The sequence below is a fragment of the Pseudomonas sp. WS 5503 genome, assembly GCF_012985385.1.
Taxonomy (GTDB): Bacteria; Pseudomonadota; Gammaproteobacteria; order Pseudomonadales; family Pseudomonadaceae; genus Aquipseudomonas; species Aquipseudomonas paracarnis.
Genome location: NZ_JAAQWI010000003.1, coordinates 272,952 through 289,967 on the forward strand (window position 1 = coordinate 272,952; position 17,016 = coordinate 289,967).

The following is a 17,016-nucleotide window of genomic DNA, read 5'->3' on the forward strand; positions in this document are numbered from 1 at the left end:
GCTTGAACGTTCTCACGCTCCGCGTGGGAACGCATTTCGTGACGCTCCGCGTCACTTGGGGGGACGCAGAGCGTCCCAGGCGGCGTACCCACGCAGAGCGTGGGAACGATCAATGCTGCCTAAGAATTGAAGAAGGTATGAAGATGTCCCAGGCAACCAAAATCATCATCGCCGACACCCCCATGCGCTGGCAGGACGTCGCCGCCGTCGCCCGCCACGGCGCCATGCTCGAACTGTCGGGCCACGCCTGGGCGCGTATCGACAATGCCCAGGCCATCGTGCAGCGCATCGTCGCCAGCGGCGAGCGTGCCTATGGTGTCAACACCGGCCTGGGCGCGTTGTGCAACGTCTCGCTCAAGACCGAGCAACTGAGCCAACTGTCGCGCAATACGCTGTTGAGCCACGCCTGCGGCGTCGGCCCGGTGCTCAGCGATGAGCAAACCCGTGCGATCATCTGCGCGGCGATCATCAACTACAGCCACGGCAAATCCGGCCTGCATCCGCAGGTGGTACACGCGCTGCTGGCGCTGCTCAACCACGGCATCACCCCGCAAGTACCGTCCCAAGGCTCGGTGGGGTACCTGACCCACATGGCCCATATCGGCGTGGCCCTGCTGGGCGTTGGTAATGTGAGTTATCGCGGCCAGATCGTCACGGCGCAACACGCGTTGCAGGCTGAAGGCTTGCAGCCGGTGGTGCTCGGCGCCAAGGACGGCCTGTGCCTGGTCAACGGCACGCCGTGCATGACCGGCCTGAGCTGCCTGGCCCTGGCCGACGCGCATCACTTGCTGCAGTGGGCCGACGTGATCGGTGCCATGAGCTTCGAAGCCCAGCGCGGCCAGATCGACGCCTTTGACGAAGAAATCATTGCTCTCAAACCGCATCCTGGCATGCAGCACGTAGGTATCAACCTGCGTGCCCTGCTCGATGGCAGTGAGGTGATTGCCAGCAGCAAGGGTATTCGCACCCAGGACGCCTTGAGCATTCGCTCGATCCCGCAGATTCACGGCGCGGCCCGCGACCAGGTGGAACACGCCACGCGCCAGATCGAGACCGAACTCAACAGCGCCACCGACAACCCGCTGGTGCTGGGCACCCCAGACAGCTACCGCGTGGTGTCCCAGGCCAACCCCCACGGACAGTCCGTCGCGTTGGCGGCCGACATGCTCGCCATCGCCATGGCCGAGATCGGTTCGGTGGCCGAGCGTCGCCTGGACCGCCTGGTCAACCCGCATGTCAGCGGCCTGCCAGCCTTCCTGGTGAGCAACCCGGGCGTCAACTCCGGAATGATGATCGTGCAGTACGTCGCCGCGTCCTTGTGCGGGCAGAACCGCCAGTTGGCGCAACCGGCGGTGCTCGACAATTTCGTCACCTCAGGCCTGCAGGAAGACCACTTGAGCATGGGCACCAACGCCGCGCTCAAGTTGCACCAGGTGCTGGCCAACGTCACCCAGATTCTTGCTATCGAGTACCTGCTGGCGGCCCAGGCTTTCGAGTTTCTCAAGGACCAGCGCTTCGGCGCCGGTACCGACCGCGCCTGGCGTTTGCTGCGCGAAGTGGTCCCTGCTTATGAACAGGACCGCTGGCTGGCGCCGGATATTGCCGCCGCTGCCCAATTGCTTAAAGACACTGCTTTACCGAATTTGCACTGAACACCTAAGAACAATTCACAAGGAGTATGAATGTGACTGCGCTAAACCTGATTCCAGGCCAACTGAGCCTCGCCCAACTGCGTGCCATCTACCAGCAGCCAGTAACCCTCAGCCTGGATGACAGCGCCTCGGCCCAGATCGAAGCCAGCGTTGCCTGCGTGGAGCAGATTCTCGCCGAGAACCGCACCGCCTATGGCATCAACACCGGTTTTGGCCTGTTGGCCTCGACCCGCATCGCCAGCGAAGACCTGGAAAACCTCCAGCGTTCCCTGGTCCTGTCCCACGCCGCCGGCGTCGGTGAGCCGATCAGCGATGCACTGGTGCGACTGGTCATGGTGCTCAAGGTCAACAGCCTGAGCCGTGGCTTCTCCGGGATTCGTCGCCAGGTGATCGACGCGCTGATCGCGCTGATCAACGCCGAGGTGTACCCGCACATTCCGCTCAAGGGGTCAGTGGGTGCTTCCGGTGACCTGGCGCCGCTGGCGCACATGTCCCTGGTACTGCTTGGCGAAGGCAAGGCGCGTTACAAGGGCGAATGGCTGGAAGCCACCGAGGCACTGAAAATCGCCGGCCTCACGCCGCTGACCCTGGCCGCCAAAGAAGGCCTGGCGCTGCTCAACGGCACCCAGGTGTCCACGGCCTATGCCCTGCGTGGCCTGTTCGAAGGCGAAGACCTGTTCGCCGCTGCCCTCGCTTGCGGCGGCCTCACTGTGGAAGCGGTACTGGGTTCGCGTTCGCCGTTCGATGCGCGTATTCATGCGGCGCGTGGCCAGCGTGGCCAGATCGACTCGGCAGCGGCCTATCGTGACCTGCTCGGTGAGAGCAGCCAGGTGTCCCAATCGCACCAGAACTGCGACAAGGTGCAAGACCCGTATTCCCTGCGTTGCCAGCCGCAGGTCATGGGTGCGTGCCTGACTCAATTGCGCCAGGCCGCCGAGGTGCTGGTGGTAGAGGCCAACGCAGTGTCCGATAACCCGTTGGTCTTTGCTGCCGAGGGCGATGTGATTTCCGGTGGCAACTTCCACGCCGAACCCGTGGCCATGGCCGCCGACAACATGGCGCTGGCCATTGCCGAAATCGGCTCCCTGAGCGAGCGCCGGATCTCGTTGATGATGGACAAGCACATGTCGCAACTGCCGCCGTTTCTGGTGGGCAATGGCGGGGTGAACTCCGGCTTCATGATCGCCCAGGTGACCGCTGCCGCGCTCGCCAGCGAGAACAAGGCGCTGGCCCATCCCCATAGCGTCGACAGCTTGCCGACTTCGGCCAACCAGGAAGACCACGTGTCCATGGCACCGGCTGCGGGCAAGCGTTTGTGGGAAATGGCCGAGAACACCCGGGGCATCCTCGCGGTGGAATGGCTCGCGGCGTGCCAGGGCCTGGACCTGCGCGACGGCCTGAAGACCTCGCCCAAGCTGGAAAAAGCCCGTGGCATCCTGCGCGACAAAGTGGCGTTCTATGACAAGGACCGCTTCTTCGCCCCGGACATCAACGCCGCCAGCGAGCTGCTCGCCAGCCGCTGCCTGAATGAGCTGGTGCCGGCCAAGTTGCTGCCAAGCCTCTGACCGGGACTCGGTCTGTGCCTGATCATTCCCACGCTCCGCGTGGGAATGCATCCTGTGACGCTCTGCGTCACCGCTCTAAAAGCGGACGCGGAGCGTCCAGGTCGGAGTTCCCACGCCGAGCGTGGGAACGATCTTCTCCTCATAAGAATAATTAGGGACGAGAAATGCACCAGCCAGAAAAAGGTTTGAAACGCGGGCTCAACGCCCGACATATTCGATTCATGGCCCTCGGTTCCGCGATCGGCACCGGGCTGTTCTATGGCTCTGCCTCCGCCATCCAAATGGCCGGTCCTGCCGTGCTGCTGGCCTACCTGATCGGCGGCGCTGCTGTATTCATGGTGATGCGCGCCCTCGGTGAGATGGCCGTGCACAACCCGGTGTCTGGCTCCTTCGGCCACTACGCCAGCACCTACCTGGGGCCCATGGCCGGGTTTATCCTCGGCTGGACCTACGCCTTTGAAATGATCATCGTCTGCCTCGCCGACGTCACCGCGTTCGGCATCTACATGGGCTTCTGGTTTCCCGAAGTGGCCCGTTGGGTCTGGGTGCTGGGCATCGTGTTTTTGATCGGCGGCCTGAACCTGTGCAACGTCAAAGTCTTTGGCGAGATGGAGTTCTGGCTGTCGTTGCTCAAGGTCGGTGCCATTGTGGCGATGATCCTCGGCGGCTTTGGCATCATGTTGTTCGGCATTCACTCGGCGGGCGAAACCCAGGCCAGCGGCCTGAGCAACCTGTGGGCCCACGGCGGCTTCATGCCCAACGGCATTGGTGGGCTGATCGCCTCGTTTGCCGTGGTGATGTTTGCCTTTGGTGGCATCGAAATCATCGGCATCACCGCCGGTGAAGCCAAGGACCCACAGCGGGTGATCCCCAAGGCGATCAACGCTGTGCCGCTGCGTATCCTGCTGTTCTACGTGCTCACCCTGTTCGTGTTGATGGCCATCTACCCGTGGCCGCAGATCGGCAGCCAGGGCAGCCCGTTCGTGCAGATCTTCAGCAACCTGGGGATAGGCTCGGCGGCGACTATCCTCAATATCGTGGTGATCTCGGCGGCGGTGTCGGCGATCAACAGCGACATCTTCGGCGCCGGGCGCATGATGTACGGCCTGGCTCAACAAGGGCAGGCGCCCAAGGGCTTCGCGCAATTGTCCAAGCAAGGCGTGCCATGGATGACCGTGGTGGTCATGGGCGCCGCCTTGCTCGGCGGTGTGGTGCTCAACTACCTGATCCCGGAAAACGTGTTCTTGCTGATCGCCTCGATTGCCACCTTCGCCACCGTGTGGGTATGGCTGATGATCCTGTTTACCCAGGTCGCCATGCGCCGCTCGATGACCAAGGCGCAGATCGCCGAACTGAAATTCCCGGTGCCGTTCTGGCCTTATGCGCCGGCGGCGGCCATTGTGTTCATGCTGTTTGTGTTTGGTGTACTCGGTTACTTCCCGGATACCCAGGCGGCGTTGATGGTAGGCGCCGTGTGGATCGTGCTGCTGATCATCGCCTACTGGCTGTGGGTCAAGCCTGCCGCCGGGCAAACGGCCAAGGTCGATTACGACCCGGTTTTGTCTCATCGATAACTTAGGGAGGCGTTGATGAAAACGCTTTGGCAACACTGCCACGTCGCAACCATGGCCAACGGCAAATACTCGATCATCGAGGATGCCGCCATGGTGACTGCCGGCTCGCTCATCGAGTGGGTCGGCCCCCGCAGCCAGGCGCCAACCGCGGATTACGCCCAGGTGCATGACCTGCAAGGCGCGTGGGTCACCCCCGGGCTGATCGATTGCCACACCCATACGGTGTTCGGTGGCAATCGCAGCGGCGAATTCGAGCAGCGCCTCGAAGGTGTCAGCTACGCCGAGATCGCGGCCAAGGGCGGCGGCATTGCCAGCACTGTGCGCGCAACCCGTGCGGCGAGCGAAGATGAGCTGTTCTTGAGCGCTGAAAAGCGCCTGCGCAGTTTGCTGCGTGACGGCGTGACCACGGTGGAGATCAAGTCCGGCTACGGCCTGGACCTGGCCAACGAACGCAAGATGTTGCGCGTGGTCCGGCGCCTGGGTGAAGCGCTGCCGGTCAGCGTGCGCGCCACCTGCCTGGCCGCCCACGCGTTACCGCCGGAGTACAAGGACCGCGCCGACGATTACATCGAGCACATCTGCAGCCAGATGCTGCCGGCCCTGGCCGCCGAGGGGTTGGTGGATGCGGTCGATGCCTTCTGTGAATACCTGGCATTTTCCCCCGAGCAGGTTGAGCGGGTATTCAAGGTCGCCCAGCAACTTGGCTTGCCGGTGAAGCTGCACGCCGAGCAACTCTCGTCGTTGCATGGCTCAAGCCTGGCGGCGCGCTACCACGCGTTGTCGGCCGACCACCTGGAATTCATGACTGAAGAAGACGCCATCGCCATGGCTGCGGCCGGTACCGTCGCCGTGCTATTGCCGGGCGCGTTCTACTTCCTGCGTGAAACCCAATTGCCGCCCATGGACGCCCTGCGCAAACACGGCGTGAAGATCGCCATCGCCAGCGACCTCAACCCCGGCACATCACCGGCGCTGTCGGTGCGGCTGATGCTGAACATGGCCTGCACCCTGTTCCGCATGACCCCGGAAGAAGCCCTGGCCGGCGCCACGCAACACGCGGCCACCGCGTTGGGCCTGGGCGATACCCATGGTTCCCTGGAAGTGGGCAAGGTCGCGGATTTTGTCGCCTGGCAGATCGATCGCCCCGCCGACCTGGCCTACTGGCTGGGTGGCGAACTGGATAAACGCGTCGTGCGCCACGGCGTCGACGTCACTGTTTGAGAGGATGCAGTTGTGGATAAGGTTCTGACATTCAAACAAGGCCGCGTGCCGCTGCTGATCAGCATGCCCCACGCCGGCCTGCGGCTCACCCCTGCGGTGGAGGCCGGGTTGATCCCCGAGGCGCAAAGCCTGCCGGATACCGATTGGCATATCCCGCTGTTGTATGACTTTGCCGAAGAGCTGGGCGCCAGCACCCTGGCGGCGGAGTACTCGCGGTTTGTCATCGACCTCAACCGGCCCTCCGACAACGCGCCGCTGTATGCCGGTGCTACTACCGGCCTGTACCCAGAGACGCTGTTCGATGGCGTGCCGTTGTTCCGTGAAGGGCAAACGCCCTCCGAGGAGGAGCGGGCCAGTTACCTGCAAAAAATCTGGGGTCCGTACCACCGTCAACTGCAGGAAGAACTGGCACGCCTCAAGGCCGAGTTCGGCTACGCGCTGCTGTTCGACGCGCACTCGATCCGCTCGGTGATCCCGCACCTGTTTGACGGCAAATTGCCGGACTTCAATTTGGGTACCTTCAACGGCGCTGCGTGCGACCCGCAGCTGGCCAGCCAGCTGGAAGCCATCTGCGCTCAGCATCCGCAATATACCCATGTGCTGAACGGGCGCTTCAAGGGCGGCCATATCACCCGTCACTACGGCAACCCGGCGCAGGATATTCATGCGGTGCAGCTGGAGTTGTGCCAGAGCACCTATATGGAGGAGTTCGAGCCGTTCCGTTATCGCCATGATTTGGCCGAGCCGACGCAGGTGGTGTTGAGGCAGTTGCTGGAAGGGCTGTTGGCTTGGGGGCAGAAGCACTACCGGTAATTGTTGGTGCTGCTGCAATAGCTTTCGCGAGCAAGCCCGCTTGACCGCGCTCTATCATGAGAATGCGCTCGAAATGTGGGAGCTGGCTTGCCTGCGATAACGGGGGTTCAGCAACACTTTTATCAACTGACACACCGCCATCCCGGCAAAGGGCTGGCCCACGGTTGTTTGCGGGCACGCGGCCAGGTGCCGGAGGTGGATCGGCTGTATGACTATCTGCTTGGTTACCTGAGGCGCGAACTGCTGACACAGGTCTAAGTGCTCAAGGACATGCTCATTGCACAATTCGGGTTTATGATGCCAGACGGCAAAATAATAGACGTCCCCCCAGGGATGAACTCGACACCCTACGGAGCACGCAATGCAGACTTGGTACCCGCAGATCAAACCCTACGCCCGGCACGATCTGGCTGTCGATGACACCCACACCCTGTACGTCGATGAAAGTGGCTCCCCCGAAGGCTTGCCTGTCGTGTTCATCCATGGAGGCCCCGGCTCCGGTTGCGACGCCCAGAGCCGCTGCTATTTCGACCCGAACCTCTACCATATTGTCACCTTCGACCAGCGTGGCTGCGGCCGCTCTACGCCAAGGGCCAGTCTCGAGAACAACACCACCTGGGATCTGGTCGCCGACCTTGAGCGCATCCGCGAGCACCTGGGCATCGACAAATGGGTGCTGTTCGGCGGCTCCTGGGGTTCGACCCTGGCCCTGGCCTACGCGCAAACCCACCCCGAGCGCGTGCATGGCCTGATCGTGCGCGGCATCTTCCTCGCCCGCCCGCAGGATATTCGCTGGTTCTACCAGGAGGGCGCGAGCCGCCTGTTCCCGGACTACTGGCAGGACTATGTGGCACCCATCCCGGTGGAAGAGCGCCACGATATGATTGCCGCTTACCACAAGCGCCTGACCGGCAACGACCAGATCGCCCAGATGCATGCGGCCAAAGCCTGGTCGGGCTGGGAAGGCCGTATGTTGGGCCTGTGCCCGAGCCCGCAGCATGTGGAACGGTTTTCCGAGCCGCAGCGCGCCTTGTCCATCGCACGTATCGAATGCCATTACTTCACCAACAACTCCTTCCTGGAACCCAACCAGCTGATTCGCGACATGCACAAGATCGCCCATCTGCCTGGCGTCATCATCCATGGCCGCTACGATATGATCTGCACGCTGGATAACGCTTGGGAGCTGCATCAGGCCTGGCCCAACAGCGAGTTGCAGGTGATCCGCGAAGCAGGGCACGCGGCGTCCGAGCCGGGCATCACCGACGCGCTGGTGCGTGCGACCGGCGAAATGGCCCGGCGCCTGCTCGACCTGCCGCCTGAAGAAGCATGAAGGGCTTGTTGCAGCGGGTGCGTGGCGCCCGGGTTGAGGTCGCAGGGGAGGTGATAGGCTCGATTGACCAGGGTTTGCTGGTGCTGGTGGCCGTCGAGCCTTCAGATACGCCCGAAAGCGCCGACAAACTGCTGCACAAGCTGCTTAACTATCGGGTGTTCAGTGACGAGGAGGGCAAGATGAACCTGTCCCTCAAGGACATCGGCGGCGGTTTGCTGCTGGTGTCGCAGTTCACCCTGGCGGCGGATACCAAAAGCGGGCTACGGCCCAGCTTCTCCACAGCGGCTCCTCCGGCCCTGGGAGCGGCGCTTTTTGAGCACTTGTTGTTACAAGCGCAACAATTGCATGGCAAGGTGGCGTCGGGGCGTTTTGGCGCGGATATGCAGGTGCACTTGGTCAATGATGGCCCTGTGACCTTCCTCTTACAGACATGAATGTATGAAAAACGACGTTAATGCCTAAAAACGCAGGGTTTCGCTACAAATACTTCACTGTCCCTGATGCGTTGTCTCGCGGGCTACTAGATAATCGCGCGCTACGGGGATCAGCGTTGTTTGGTCCATTTTTGACTTAGGTAGAGCCTTGTCCGACAACCGCATGGGGAATCATTTCGCCCCAGAGGAGTCGGAACATTGCTCGCCAACCTGGCATATAGATAGCTGGCCGTTGGTTTTTTGATCTGTTTTCGGCGAGGGTTGCTCGTGATTGTTAGTCCCTGTAATGCACCAAAATTGTCTGCCAAACGGTTACGAAACGCACTGGTGACGGGCTCTGCCCTGTTTTGCCTGTTCGGCGCGGGTCAACTGTGGGCGTTCAGTCTGGATGATGTGTCGGCCAAGGCAAAAGAGCTGGCTGGGCAGAAATACGAAGCTCCGCGCAGCAATTTGCCGAACGAATTCCGCGAAATGAAATTCGCTGACTACCAGAAGATTCGTTTCCGCAATGAAAAAGCCGAGTGGGCCGATCAGAACACCCCGTTCAAGCTGTCCTTCTATCACCAGGGGATGCATTTCGACACCCCGGTGAAAATCAACGAAGTCACCGCCGACAGCGTGCATGAAATCAAGTACGACCCGACGCGTTTCGATTTCGGCGACGTGAAATTTGATCCTAAAGCCACCGAACAGCTGGGTTACGCCGGTTTCCGTGTGCTTTTCCCGATCAACAAGGCCGACAAGCAAGACGAAATCATGACCATGCTCGGCGCCAGCTATTTCCGCGTCGTGGGCAAGGATCAGGTGTACGGCTTGTCTGCCCGTGGCATGGCGATCGACACCGCGTTGCCGTCTGGCGAAGAATTCCCGCGTTTCACCGAGTTCTGGATCGAGCGTCCAAAGCCGGGTGACAAGCACCTGGTGATTTTCGCGCTGCTGGATTCGCCACGCGCCACTGGCGCTTATCGCCTGATCCTGCGTCCTGGCACCGACACCGTAGTGGACGTCAAATCCCAGATGTTCCTGCGTGACAAGGTCAGCAAGCTGGGCGTTGCGCCGTTGACCTCGATGTTCCTGTTCGGCGCCAACCAGCCGTCCAAGGTCCTCAACTACCGCCGCGAGCTCCACGATTCCAGCGGCCTGTCGATTCACGCCGGCAATGGCGAGTGGATCTGGCGTCCGCTGAACAACCCTAAACACCTGTCGGTCAGCAACTTCAGCGTCGAGAACCCGCGTGGGTTCGGCCTGCTGCAACGTGGCCGCAACTTCAGCCACTACGAAGACCTGGACGACAACTACGACAAGCGCCCAAGCGCCTGGATCGAGCCTGAAGGTGACTGGGGCAAAGGCTCTGTCGACCTGGTCGAGATCCCGACCGCCGATGAAACCAACGACAACATCGTGGCGTTCTGGAGCCCGGCCGAACTGCCGGAAGTCGGCAAGCCGCTGGACGTGGCCTACCGCCTGCACTGGACACTGGACGACGCGGCCTTCCATTCGCCGGACAGTGCCTGGGTCAAGCAGACCCTGCGCTCCACGGGTGATGTGAAGCAATCGAACCTGATCCGTCAGCCGGATGGCAGCGTGGCCTACCTGGTGGACTTCGAGGGCCCGTCCCTGAAGAAACTGCTGCCGGACGCCCCGGTGCGTAGCCAGGTGAGTGTGGGTGATAACGCTGAACTGGTTGAAAACAGCGTGCGCTACAACGAACACACCAAAGGCTGGCGCCTGACCCTGCGTATGAAGATCAAGGACGCAAGCAAGCCGACCGAAATGCGCGCGGCACTGGTGCAGGATATCGTGCAGCCTGAGGCTGAGTCGGTTTCCAACCATGTGCTCAAGGCCGATAAAGTCTTGGCCAAGCAGCATGAGAAACAGGCCAAGAAAGACGCCAAGGACAAGGAAGCCAAACAGCCTGAGGCTGCCCCAGCCACGCCGGAGCCGATCAAGACCGAGCAAGTCCTGACCGAAACCTGGAGCTATCAGTTGCCTGCCGATGAGTAATTCTCAAGTCAAGCCAGAGACTCTGTCCGAGTATCTGGCGCATCTACCCATGACGGCTGAGCAGCGCGCCGAGCTGGCGGGCTGCAAGTCCTTCAGCGAGCTGCACGAACGTCTGTCGTCCAAGACCTTCGACGCACCGACCGACGCTGCCCAAGCGTCGGTTGGCCGCCGCTTGACCCTCAACAGCGCCGAAGAGCTGCAAGACGCCGAGATGCTGGCGCTCGATGCCAGCGGTCGTGTGTGCCTAAAGGCCACGCCGCCGATCCGTCGGACCAAAGTGGTGCCCGAGCCTTGGCGCACCAACATCCTGGTGCGCGGTTGGCGCCGGATGACCGGGCGCACCAACCCGCCCAAGCCACCGAAAGACGAGCGGGTACTGCCGGCTGCGCGCTGGCGTACCGTGGGCTCGATCCGTCGTTACATCCTGTTGGTGCTGATGCTGGGCCAGACCATCGTGGCCGGCTGGTACATGAAAGGCATCATGCCGTACCAAGGCTGGTCGCTGGTCGACTTCGACGAGATCCGCAACCAGACCCTGCTGCAAACCGCTACCCAGGTACTGCCTTACGCGCTGCAAACCAGCATCCTGATCATGTTCGGGATTCTGTTCTGCTGGGTGTCGGCCGGTTTCTGGACTGCGCTCATGGGCTTCCTGGAGCTGCTGACCGGTCACGATAAATACCGTATCTCCGGTAAAAGCGCCGGTGACGAGCCGATTCCAAAGGATGCGCGCACCGCCCTGGTGATGCCGATCTGTAACGAAGACGTGCCGCGTGTATTCGCCGGTTTGCGTGCGACGTTCGAATCGGTGGCCGCAACCGGTGACCTGGACCGCTTCGATTTCTTCGTGCTCAGCGACAGTAACGACGCCGACATCTGCATCGCCGAACAGCAAGCCTGGCTCGACGTATGCCGCGAAGCGGGTGGTTTCGGCAAGATCTTCTATCGCCGTCGTCGCCGTCGCGTAAAGCGCAAGAGCGGCAACCTCGACGACTTCTGCCGTCGTTGGGGCGGTGACTACAAGTACATGGTCGTTCTTGACGCTGACTCTGTGATGAGCGGCGAGTGCCTGACCAGCCTGGTGCGCCTGATGGAAGCCACGCCGGATGCCGGGATTATCCAGACTGCGCCGCGTGCGTCGGGCATGGACACCCTGTATGCGCGCATGCAGCAGTTCGCCACTCGCGTCTATGGCCCGTTGTTTACCGCCGGCCTGCACTTCTGGCAGTTGGGTGAATCCCACTACTGGGGCCACAACGCCATTATCCGTATGAAGCCGTTTATCGAGCACTGCGCCCTGGCGCCGCTGCCCGGTAAAGGCGCGTTTGCCGGTGCGATCCTCTCCCACGACTTCGTTGAAGCCGCGCTGATGCGCCGTGCCGGCTGGGGCGTGTGGATTGCCTACGACCTGCCGGGCAGCTACGAAGAACTGCCGCCGAACCTGCTGGACGAACTCAAGCGTGACCGTCGCTGGTGCCACGGTAACCTGATGAACTTCCGCCTGTTCCTGGTCAAAGGCATGCACCCGGTGCACCGTGCGGTGTTCCTCACCGGCGTGATGTCCTACCTGTCGGCGCCGTTGTGGTTCTTCTTCCTGGTGTTGTCCACGGCCTTGCTGGCGGTGAACACCCTGATGGAACCGCAATACTTCATGGCGCCGCGCCAGTTGTACCCGCTGTGGCCACAATGGCACCCGGACAAGGCGGTAGCGCTGTTCTCCACCACCATCGTGCTGTTGTTCCTGCCTAAACTGCTCAGCATCATCTTGATCTGGGCCAAGGGCGCCAAAGAGTTCGGTGGCAAGTTCAAGGTGACCCTGTCGATGCTGCTGGAGATGTTGTTCTCCATGCTGCTGGCGCCGGTGCGGATGATCTTCCACACCCGTTTCGTCCTCGCCGCCTTCCTCGGCTGGGCCGCAACCTGGAACTCGCCGCAACGTGACGATGACTCCACACCATGGAGCGAAGCGGTCAAGCGTCATGGTCCGCAAACCCTGCTGGGCTTCCTGTGGGCCCTGCTGGTGGTGTGGCTGAACCCGAGCTTCCTGTGGTGGTTGGTGCCGATCGTCGGTTCGCTGATGCTGTCGATCCCGGTGTCGGTGATTTCCAGCCGGGTCAAGCTGGGCCTCAAGTCCCGCGACGAGAGCCTGTTCCTGATCCCTGAGGAATACAATCCGCCGCAAGCCTTGCTCTCGACCGAGAAGTACACCCACGAAAACCGTTGGCACGCCCTCAACGACGGCTTTGTGCGTTCGGTGGTAGACCCGCAGCAGAACGCCCTGGCCTGCGCCTTGGCGACCTCGCGGCACCGTGAGGCCGAGCCCATCGAGTACCTGCGCATGGAACGGGTTCGCCACGCGTTGAAAGTCGGCCCGGCCGGCCTCAACAACAGCGAACGCCTGGCCTTGCTCAGCGACCCGGTGGCCCTGGCTCGCCTGCATGAGCAGGTGTGGAGCGAAGGCCACGCCGAGTGGCTAGGCGCTTGGCGTGCCTCGATCAAGGCCGATCCGCACGCGCCGTTGCTGCCCCTGCAACCACAGTCGTCCCAGGCCCAACCGGCCTGATTCAGGCACCCCCGAAGGCTCACTTCGGGGGTGTTTCAAACGTTGGTCCTACAGCGTTTTTCGCTTCTTCCTTTTTATCGCTAACTCCTTGTTATTTCGAAACAAAAGACCTTTGATCGAGGCGTATTGCCGTGCCCGCGGCTGGGTTAGGATCGCCCCCCAAATTGGACTCGCCACGGGGGCATTCATGATCAAAAGGTATTGTTTGGCATTGCTGATGGGCTTTTTCCTGGGGGGGCACGCAGGCTTGCTTTACGCGGGCGCACTGGACAACGCTGTGCGCCGTGGGGTGCTTAAGGTCGGCACAACCCCCAATAACGTCCCTTTCGAAATGCTCGATAAGCAGGGGCGCATCGTCGGCTTTGAAATTGACTTGCTCCATACCATGAGCCGCGCACTTGGCGTAGAGCTTGAATTGGTGGCAGTGCCTTACACGGATCTGTTGCCGGGGCTGACGACGAACAAGTTTGATCTGATTGGCAGCGGCATGACGGTCACTCAAGAGCGCAACCTCAAACTCAACTTCAGTGATTCATTTGTCGTGGTGGGCCAGACAGTGCTGCTGCACCCACGCATGGCGGGGAAGGTTTCCAGTATTGAAGAACTGGACGACGCCAGTTACCGCGTGGTTACCACCCAAGGCACCACCGGTGAAGCCGCAGCACAGCGCTTTCTTGTATCTGCGCGGCTCAGCAGTGTGCCCAACCCGGAAGAAGGCGTGCGGCAGGTCGTTGAAGGCAAGGCCGATGCTTTTATCCATGATGCGCCCTACAACCTGATCGCGATGAGTCGGCCACAGAACAGTACATTGTTGGCACTTGAGCAACCCTTCACCTTTGAGCCCTTGGCGTTCGGCCTGAAAAAAGGGGATTACGACAGCCTCAATTGGATCAACCATTTTCTCAACCAGATCGCCCAGGACGGCACCTACGATCGCCTGCATGACAAGTGGTTCAGGGATACGGCCTGGATAGCCGAGATCGACTGATCGTCATAACTGCTTACACATCAATCCCTGATCGAGAGGCCGCGCTGAAGCGTCTGCGCCTGTGTTTGGCCGGGTCGCTGTCAGGGTTTTCCGACACACGCCGATAACATTTACCGGTGAAACCTTTGTGGCGGACAACGAGTGGGTTAGGATCGCACCCCGAAATGGCGCAGCCCTCTTGTGCGCCAACCTTATAAGAATCGTTCAGGGGTCTTGATGATGAAAAAGTATCTTTCGATGCTGATGCTCGGCGTCACTGCGCTGGTCGCTGCCACTGCGGCCCAGGCCGGCGCCATTGATGAGGCTGTCAAGCGCGGCACGTTGAAAGTTGGCATGGACCCCACCTACATGCCGTTCGAAATGACCGACAAGCGCGGTGAAATCATCGGTTTCGAAGTCGACATCCTCAAGGCTATGGCCAAGTCCATGGGCGTCAAGCTGGAGCTGGTGTCCACCGGTTACGACGGCATCATCCCGGCCTTCCTGACCGGCAAGTTCGATATGATCGGCAGCGGCATGACCCTGACCCAGGAACGCAACCTGCGCCTGAATTTCAGCGAACCCTTCATCGTGGTCGGCCAGACGTTGCTGATCCGCAAGGAACTGGAAGGCACCATCAAGTCCTACAAAGACCTGAACGACGAGAAATACCGCCTGACCTCCAAGCTCGGCACCACCGGTGAGATGGTCGCCAAGAAGCTGATCTCCAAAGCCAAGTACCACGGCTACGACAACGAGCAGGAAGGCGTGCTCGACGTGGTCAACGGCAAGGCTGACGCGTTCGTCTACGACGCACCGTACAACGTGGTGGCCGAGAAGAAAGTCGGTAACGGCAAACTGGTGTTCCTGGAAGAACCCTTCACCTTTGAGCCCCTGGCGTTCGGTTTGAAGAAAGGCGATTACGACAGCATCAACTTCATCAACAACTTCCTGCACCAGATCCGTAACGACGGCACCTACGATCGCATCCATGACAAGTGGTTCAAGAGCTCCGAGTGGCTCAAGGACATGGAATAAGGCCTGACACCGAGTTGCCTGTATCGCAGGCAAGCCAGCTCCCACATTTGACTGTATTCACACATCAACCTGTGGGAGTGGGCTTGCCCGCGATGGCGGCCTATCAGGCGACACCTATGCGGAAAGTGAAATGAAACAGAAAAAAGCCCAATGGCCCTGGCACCTGCTGACGGTGGTCGTGCTGGTCGGCCTGGCGGGTGCCTTGTACTACGCCACGTCGTTGATGTCTTACGAATGGCGCTGGAATCGCGTCCCCCAATACTTCGCCTATCAAGCCGAGACCTCCCAGCGCGCCGCGGATATTTCCACCGTGGTCGAGTTGGTGCGCAAAGGCGATACGGCCGAAGTCACCCTGCGCAACGACGCCGGAGTCGAGCAAAAGCTCACAGTCGCCGATAACAGCCTGCAAGTGGCGCGCGGCGACGATGTGGCTGAAGGCGATGTGGTCGGCGTGACCCGGCAATGGGCATTGGGACCATTGATGTGGGGCTTGTGGACCACGCTGTGGCTGTCGGTGGTGTCCGGCATCCTGGGTTTGGCGATTGGCTTGGCGACCGGGCTGTGCAGGCTGTCGAAAAATCCCACCTTGCGCGATCTGTCGACAATCTATGTCGAGCTGGTGCGGGGCACGCCGCTGCTGGTGCAGATCTTCATTTTCTATTTCTTTATCGGCACGGTGCTCAACCTGTCCCGGGAGTTTGCCGGGATTGCCGCGCTGTCGTTGTTCACGGGTGCCTACGTGGCCGAAATCGTGCGCGCCGGCGTGCAGTCCATCACCCGTGGCCAGGATGAAGCGGCGCGTTCCCTGGGCTTGAGCGCCAGCCAGTCGATGCGCCACGTGGTACTGCCGCAGGCCTTCAAGCGTGTGCTGCCGCCCCTGGCCGGGCAATTTATCAGCCTGGTCAAGGACACGTCTCTGGTGTCGGTGATCGCGATTACCGAGTTGCTCAAGAGCGGCCGCGAAGTGATCACCACCTCCTTCTCGCCGTTTGAAATCCTGTTTTGTGTGGCGGGCTTGTACCTGCTGATCAACCTGCCGCTGTCGAAGATGGCCAGCCGGCTTGAGCGGAGGCTTGCCCAAAGTGATTGAAGTACGCGATCTGGTAAAAGTCTTCGATACCCGTGGGCAGCTGGTGCGCGCGGTGGATCACGTCACCACCCAAGTGGCCAAGGGCGAGGTGCTGGTGGTGATCGGTCCTTCGGGTTCCGGCAAGTCCACCTTCTTGCGCTGCCTGAATGGGTTGGAGGCGTTCGATTCGGGTTCGGTGAGCATCGACGGCCTGCAACTGGCCGACCCTAAGACCGACGTGAATGCCTACCGCCGTGAAGTCGGCATGGTGTTCCAGCACTTCAACCTGTTCCCCCACATGACCGTGCTGGAAAACCTGTGCCTGGCGCAAAAGGTCGTGCGCAAGCGCGGAAAGCAAGAGCGGGAGGCCAAGGCCCTGGCGCTGTTGGAAAAGGTCGGTATTGCGCAGAAGGCCCACGAGTTTCCATCGCGCCTGTCTGGCGGCCAGCAGCAGCGAGTCGCCATTGCCCGAGCCCTGGCCATGGAGCCCAAGGTGATGCTGTTTGACGAGCCCACCTCGGCCCTCGACCCGGAAATGGTCGGTGAAGTGCTCGACGTGATGAAGACCCTGGCCCTGGAAGGCATGACCATGGTGTGCGTCACCCACGAGATGGGCTTTGCCCGGGAAGTGGCAGACCGGGTGTTGTTTTTCGATCACGGCAAACTGCTGGAAGACGCCGCCCCGGCCGAGTTCTTCAATGCGCCAAAAGACCCGCGTGCCCAGGCCTTCCTGCGCCAAGTCCTGTAGAAATATTTGCCTCTGTGGCGAGCGAGCTTGCTCGC

12 protein-coding genes and 2 pseudogenes are annotated in these 17,016 nt (G+C 61.1%); all 14 read left to right on the forward strand.

The window, feature by feature from the left end:
* The first annotated feature begins 143 nt into the window (after positions 1-143).
* The 14 genes and pseudogenes from hutH (HBO10_RS10365) (at position 144) to HBO10_RS10430 (ending at position 16,981) form a co-directional block, all read left to right on the forward strand.
* Complete coding sequence (gene hutH, locus HBO10_RS10365; protein WP_034125860.1) at positions 144-1,652, forward strand: histidine ammonia-lyase; 1,509 nt, start codon at positions 144-146, stop codon at positions 1,650-1,652.
* Positions 1,653-1,678: 26 nt separating this feature from the next.
* Complete coding sequence (gene hutH, locus HBO10_RS10370; protein WP_089042090.1) at positions 1,679-3,217, forward strand: histidine ammonia-lyase; 1,539 nt, start codon at positions 1,679-1,681, stop codon at positions 3,215-3,217.
* A gap of 164 nt (positions 3,218-3,381) precedes the next feature.
* Positions 3,382-4,791 (forward strand): amino acid permease, encoded by a 1,410-nt coding sequence (locus HBO10_RS10380; RefSeq protein WP_034125549.1) that lies wholly within the window; start codon positions 3,382-3,384, stop codon positions 4,789-4,791.
* A gap of 15 nt (positions 4,792-4,806) precedes the next feature.
* A complete protein-coding gene (gene hutI, locus HBO10_RS10385; RefSeq protein WP_034125550.1) occupies positions 4,807-6,012 on the forward strand; it encodes an imidazolonepropionase in 1,206 nt (401 codons plus the stop codon).
* Between the two features lie 12 nt (positions 6,013-6,024).
* Complete coding sequence (hutG, locus tag HBO10_RS10390; RefSeq protein ID WP_034125551.1) at positions 6,025-6,825, forward strand: N-formylglutamate deformylase; 801 nt, start codon at positions 6,025-6,027, stop codon at positions 6,823-6,825.
* 138 nt (positions 6,826-6,963) lie between these two features.
* Positions 6,964-7,083: pseudogene (locus HBO10_RS31290) on the forward strand (alpha/beta hydrolase); the annotation flags it as partial.
* 103 nt (positions 7,084-7,186) lie between these two features.
* Positions 7,187-8,158, forward strand: a complete 972-nt coding sequence (gene pip, locus HBO10_RS10395) for a prolyl aminopeptidase (RefSeq protein WP_034125552.1) — start codon at positions 7,187-7,189, stop codon at positions 8,156-8,158.
* A complete protein-coding gene (dtd, locus tag HBO10_RS10400) occupies positions 8,155-8,592 on the forward strand; it encodes a D-aminoacyl-tRNA deacylase (protein WP_034125553.1) in 438 nt (145 codons plus the stop codon). The genes pip and dtd overlap by 4 nt, the downstream gene beginning before the upstream one ends.
* 267 nt (positions 8,593-8,859) lie before the next feature.
* On the forward strand, positions 8,860-10,596 hold the full coding sequence (locus tag HBO10_RS10405) for a glucan biosynthesis protein G (protein WP_034125862.1): 1,737 nt from the start codon (positions 8,860-8,862) through the stop codon (positions 10,594-10,596).
* Positions 10,589-13,167 (forward strand): annotated as a pseudogene (gene mdoH / locus HBO10_RS10410) (glucans biosynthesis glucosyltransferase MdoH); the annotation flags it as partial. The gene HBO10_RS10405 and the pseudogene mdoH, both read left to right, overlap by 8 nt.
* Positions 13,168-13,346: 179 nt before the next feature.
* Positions 13,347-14,147 (forward strand): transporter substrate-binding domain-containing protein, encoded by an 801-nt coding sequence (locus tag HBO10_RS10415; protein ID WP_034125555.1) that lies wholly within the window; start codon positions 13,347-13,349, stop codon positions 14,145-14,147.
* Positions 14,148-14,366: 219 nt separating this feature from the next.
* Positions 14,367-15,164 (forward strand): transporter substrate-binding domain-containing protein, encoded by a 798-nt coding sequence (locus HBO10_RS10420; protein WP_032901820.1) that lies wholly within the window; start codon positions 14,367-14,369, stop codon positions 15,162-15,164.
* A gap of 130 nt (positions 15,165-15,294) precedes the next feature.
* Positions 15,295-16,254, forward strand: coding sequence for an amino acid ABC transporter permease (locus HBO10_RS10425; RefSeq protein WP_032893984.1), 960 nt, complete (start codon positions 15,295-15,297; stop codon positions 16,252-16,254).
* Complete coding sequence (locus HBO10_RS10430; protein WP_034125863.1) at positions 16,247-16,981, forward strand: amino acid ABC transporter ATP-binding protein; 735 nt, start codon at positions 16,247-16,249, stop codon at positions 16,979-16,981. The genes HBO10_RS10425 and HBO10_RS10430 overlap by 8 nt, the downstream gene beginning before the upstream one ends.
* The last annotated feature ends 35 nt before the right edge of the window (positions 16,982-17,016 follow it).

Coding starts and splice junctions, on each gene's coding strand:
- hutH (WP_034125860.1), top strand. CDS start 144: ATGTCCCAGGCAACCAAAATCATCATCGCCGACACCCCCATGCGCTGG.
- hutH (WP_089042090.1), top strand. CDS start 1,679: ATGAATGTGACTGCGCTAAACCTGATTCCAGGCCAACTGAGCCTCGCC.
- HBO10_RS10380 (WP_034125549.1), top strand. CDS start 3,382: ATGCACCAGCCAGAAAAAGGTTTGAAACGCGGGCTCAACGCCCGACAT.
- hutI (WP_034125550.1), top strand. CDS start 4,807: ATGAAAACGCTTTGGCAACACTGCCACGTCGCAACCATGGCCAACGGC.
- pip (WP_034125552.1), top strand. CDS start 7,187: ATGCAGACTTGGTACCCGCAGATCAAACCCTACGCCCGGCACGATCTG.
- dtd (WP_034125553.1), top strand. CDS start 8,155: ATGAAGGGCTTGTTGCAGCGGGTGCGTGGCGCCCGGGTTGAGGTCGCA.
- HBO10_RS10415 (WP_034125555.1), top strand. CDS start 13,347: ATGATCAAAAGGTATTGTTTGGCATTGCTGATGGGCTTTTTCCTGGGG.
- HBO10_RS10420 (WP_032901820.1), top strand. CDS start 14,367: ATGAAAAAGTATCTTTCGATGCTGATGCTCGGCGTCACTGCGCTGGTC.
- HBO10_RS10425 (WP_032893984.1), top strand. CDS start 15,295: ATGAAACAGAAAAAAGCCCAATGGCCCTGGCACCTGCTGACGGTGGTC.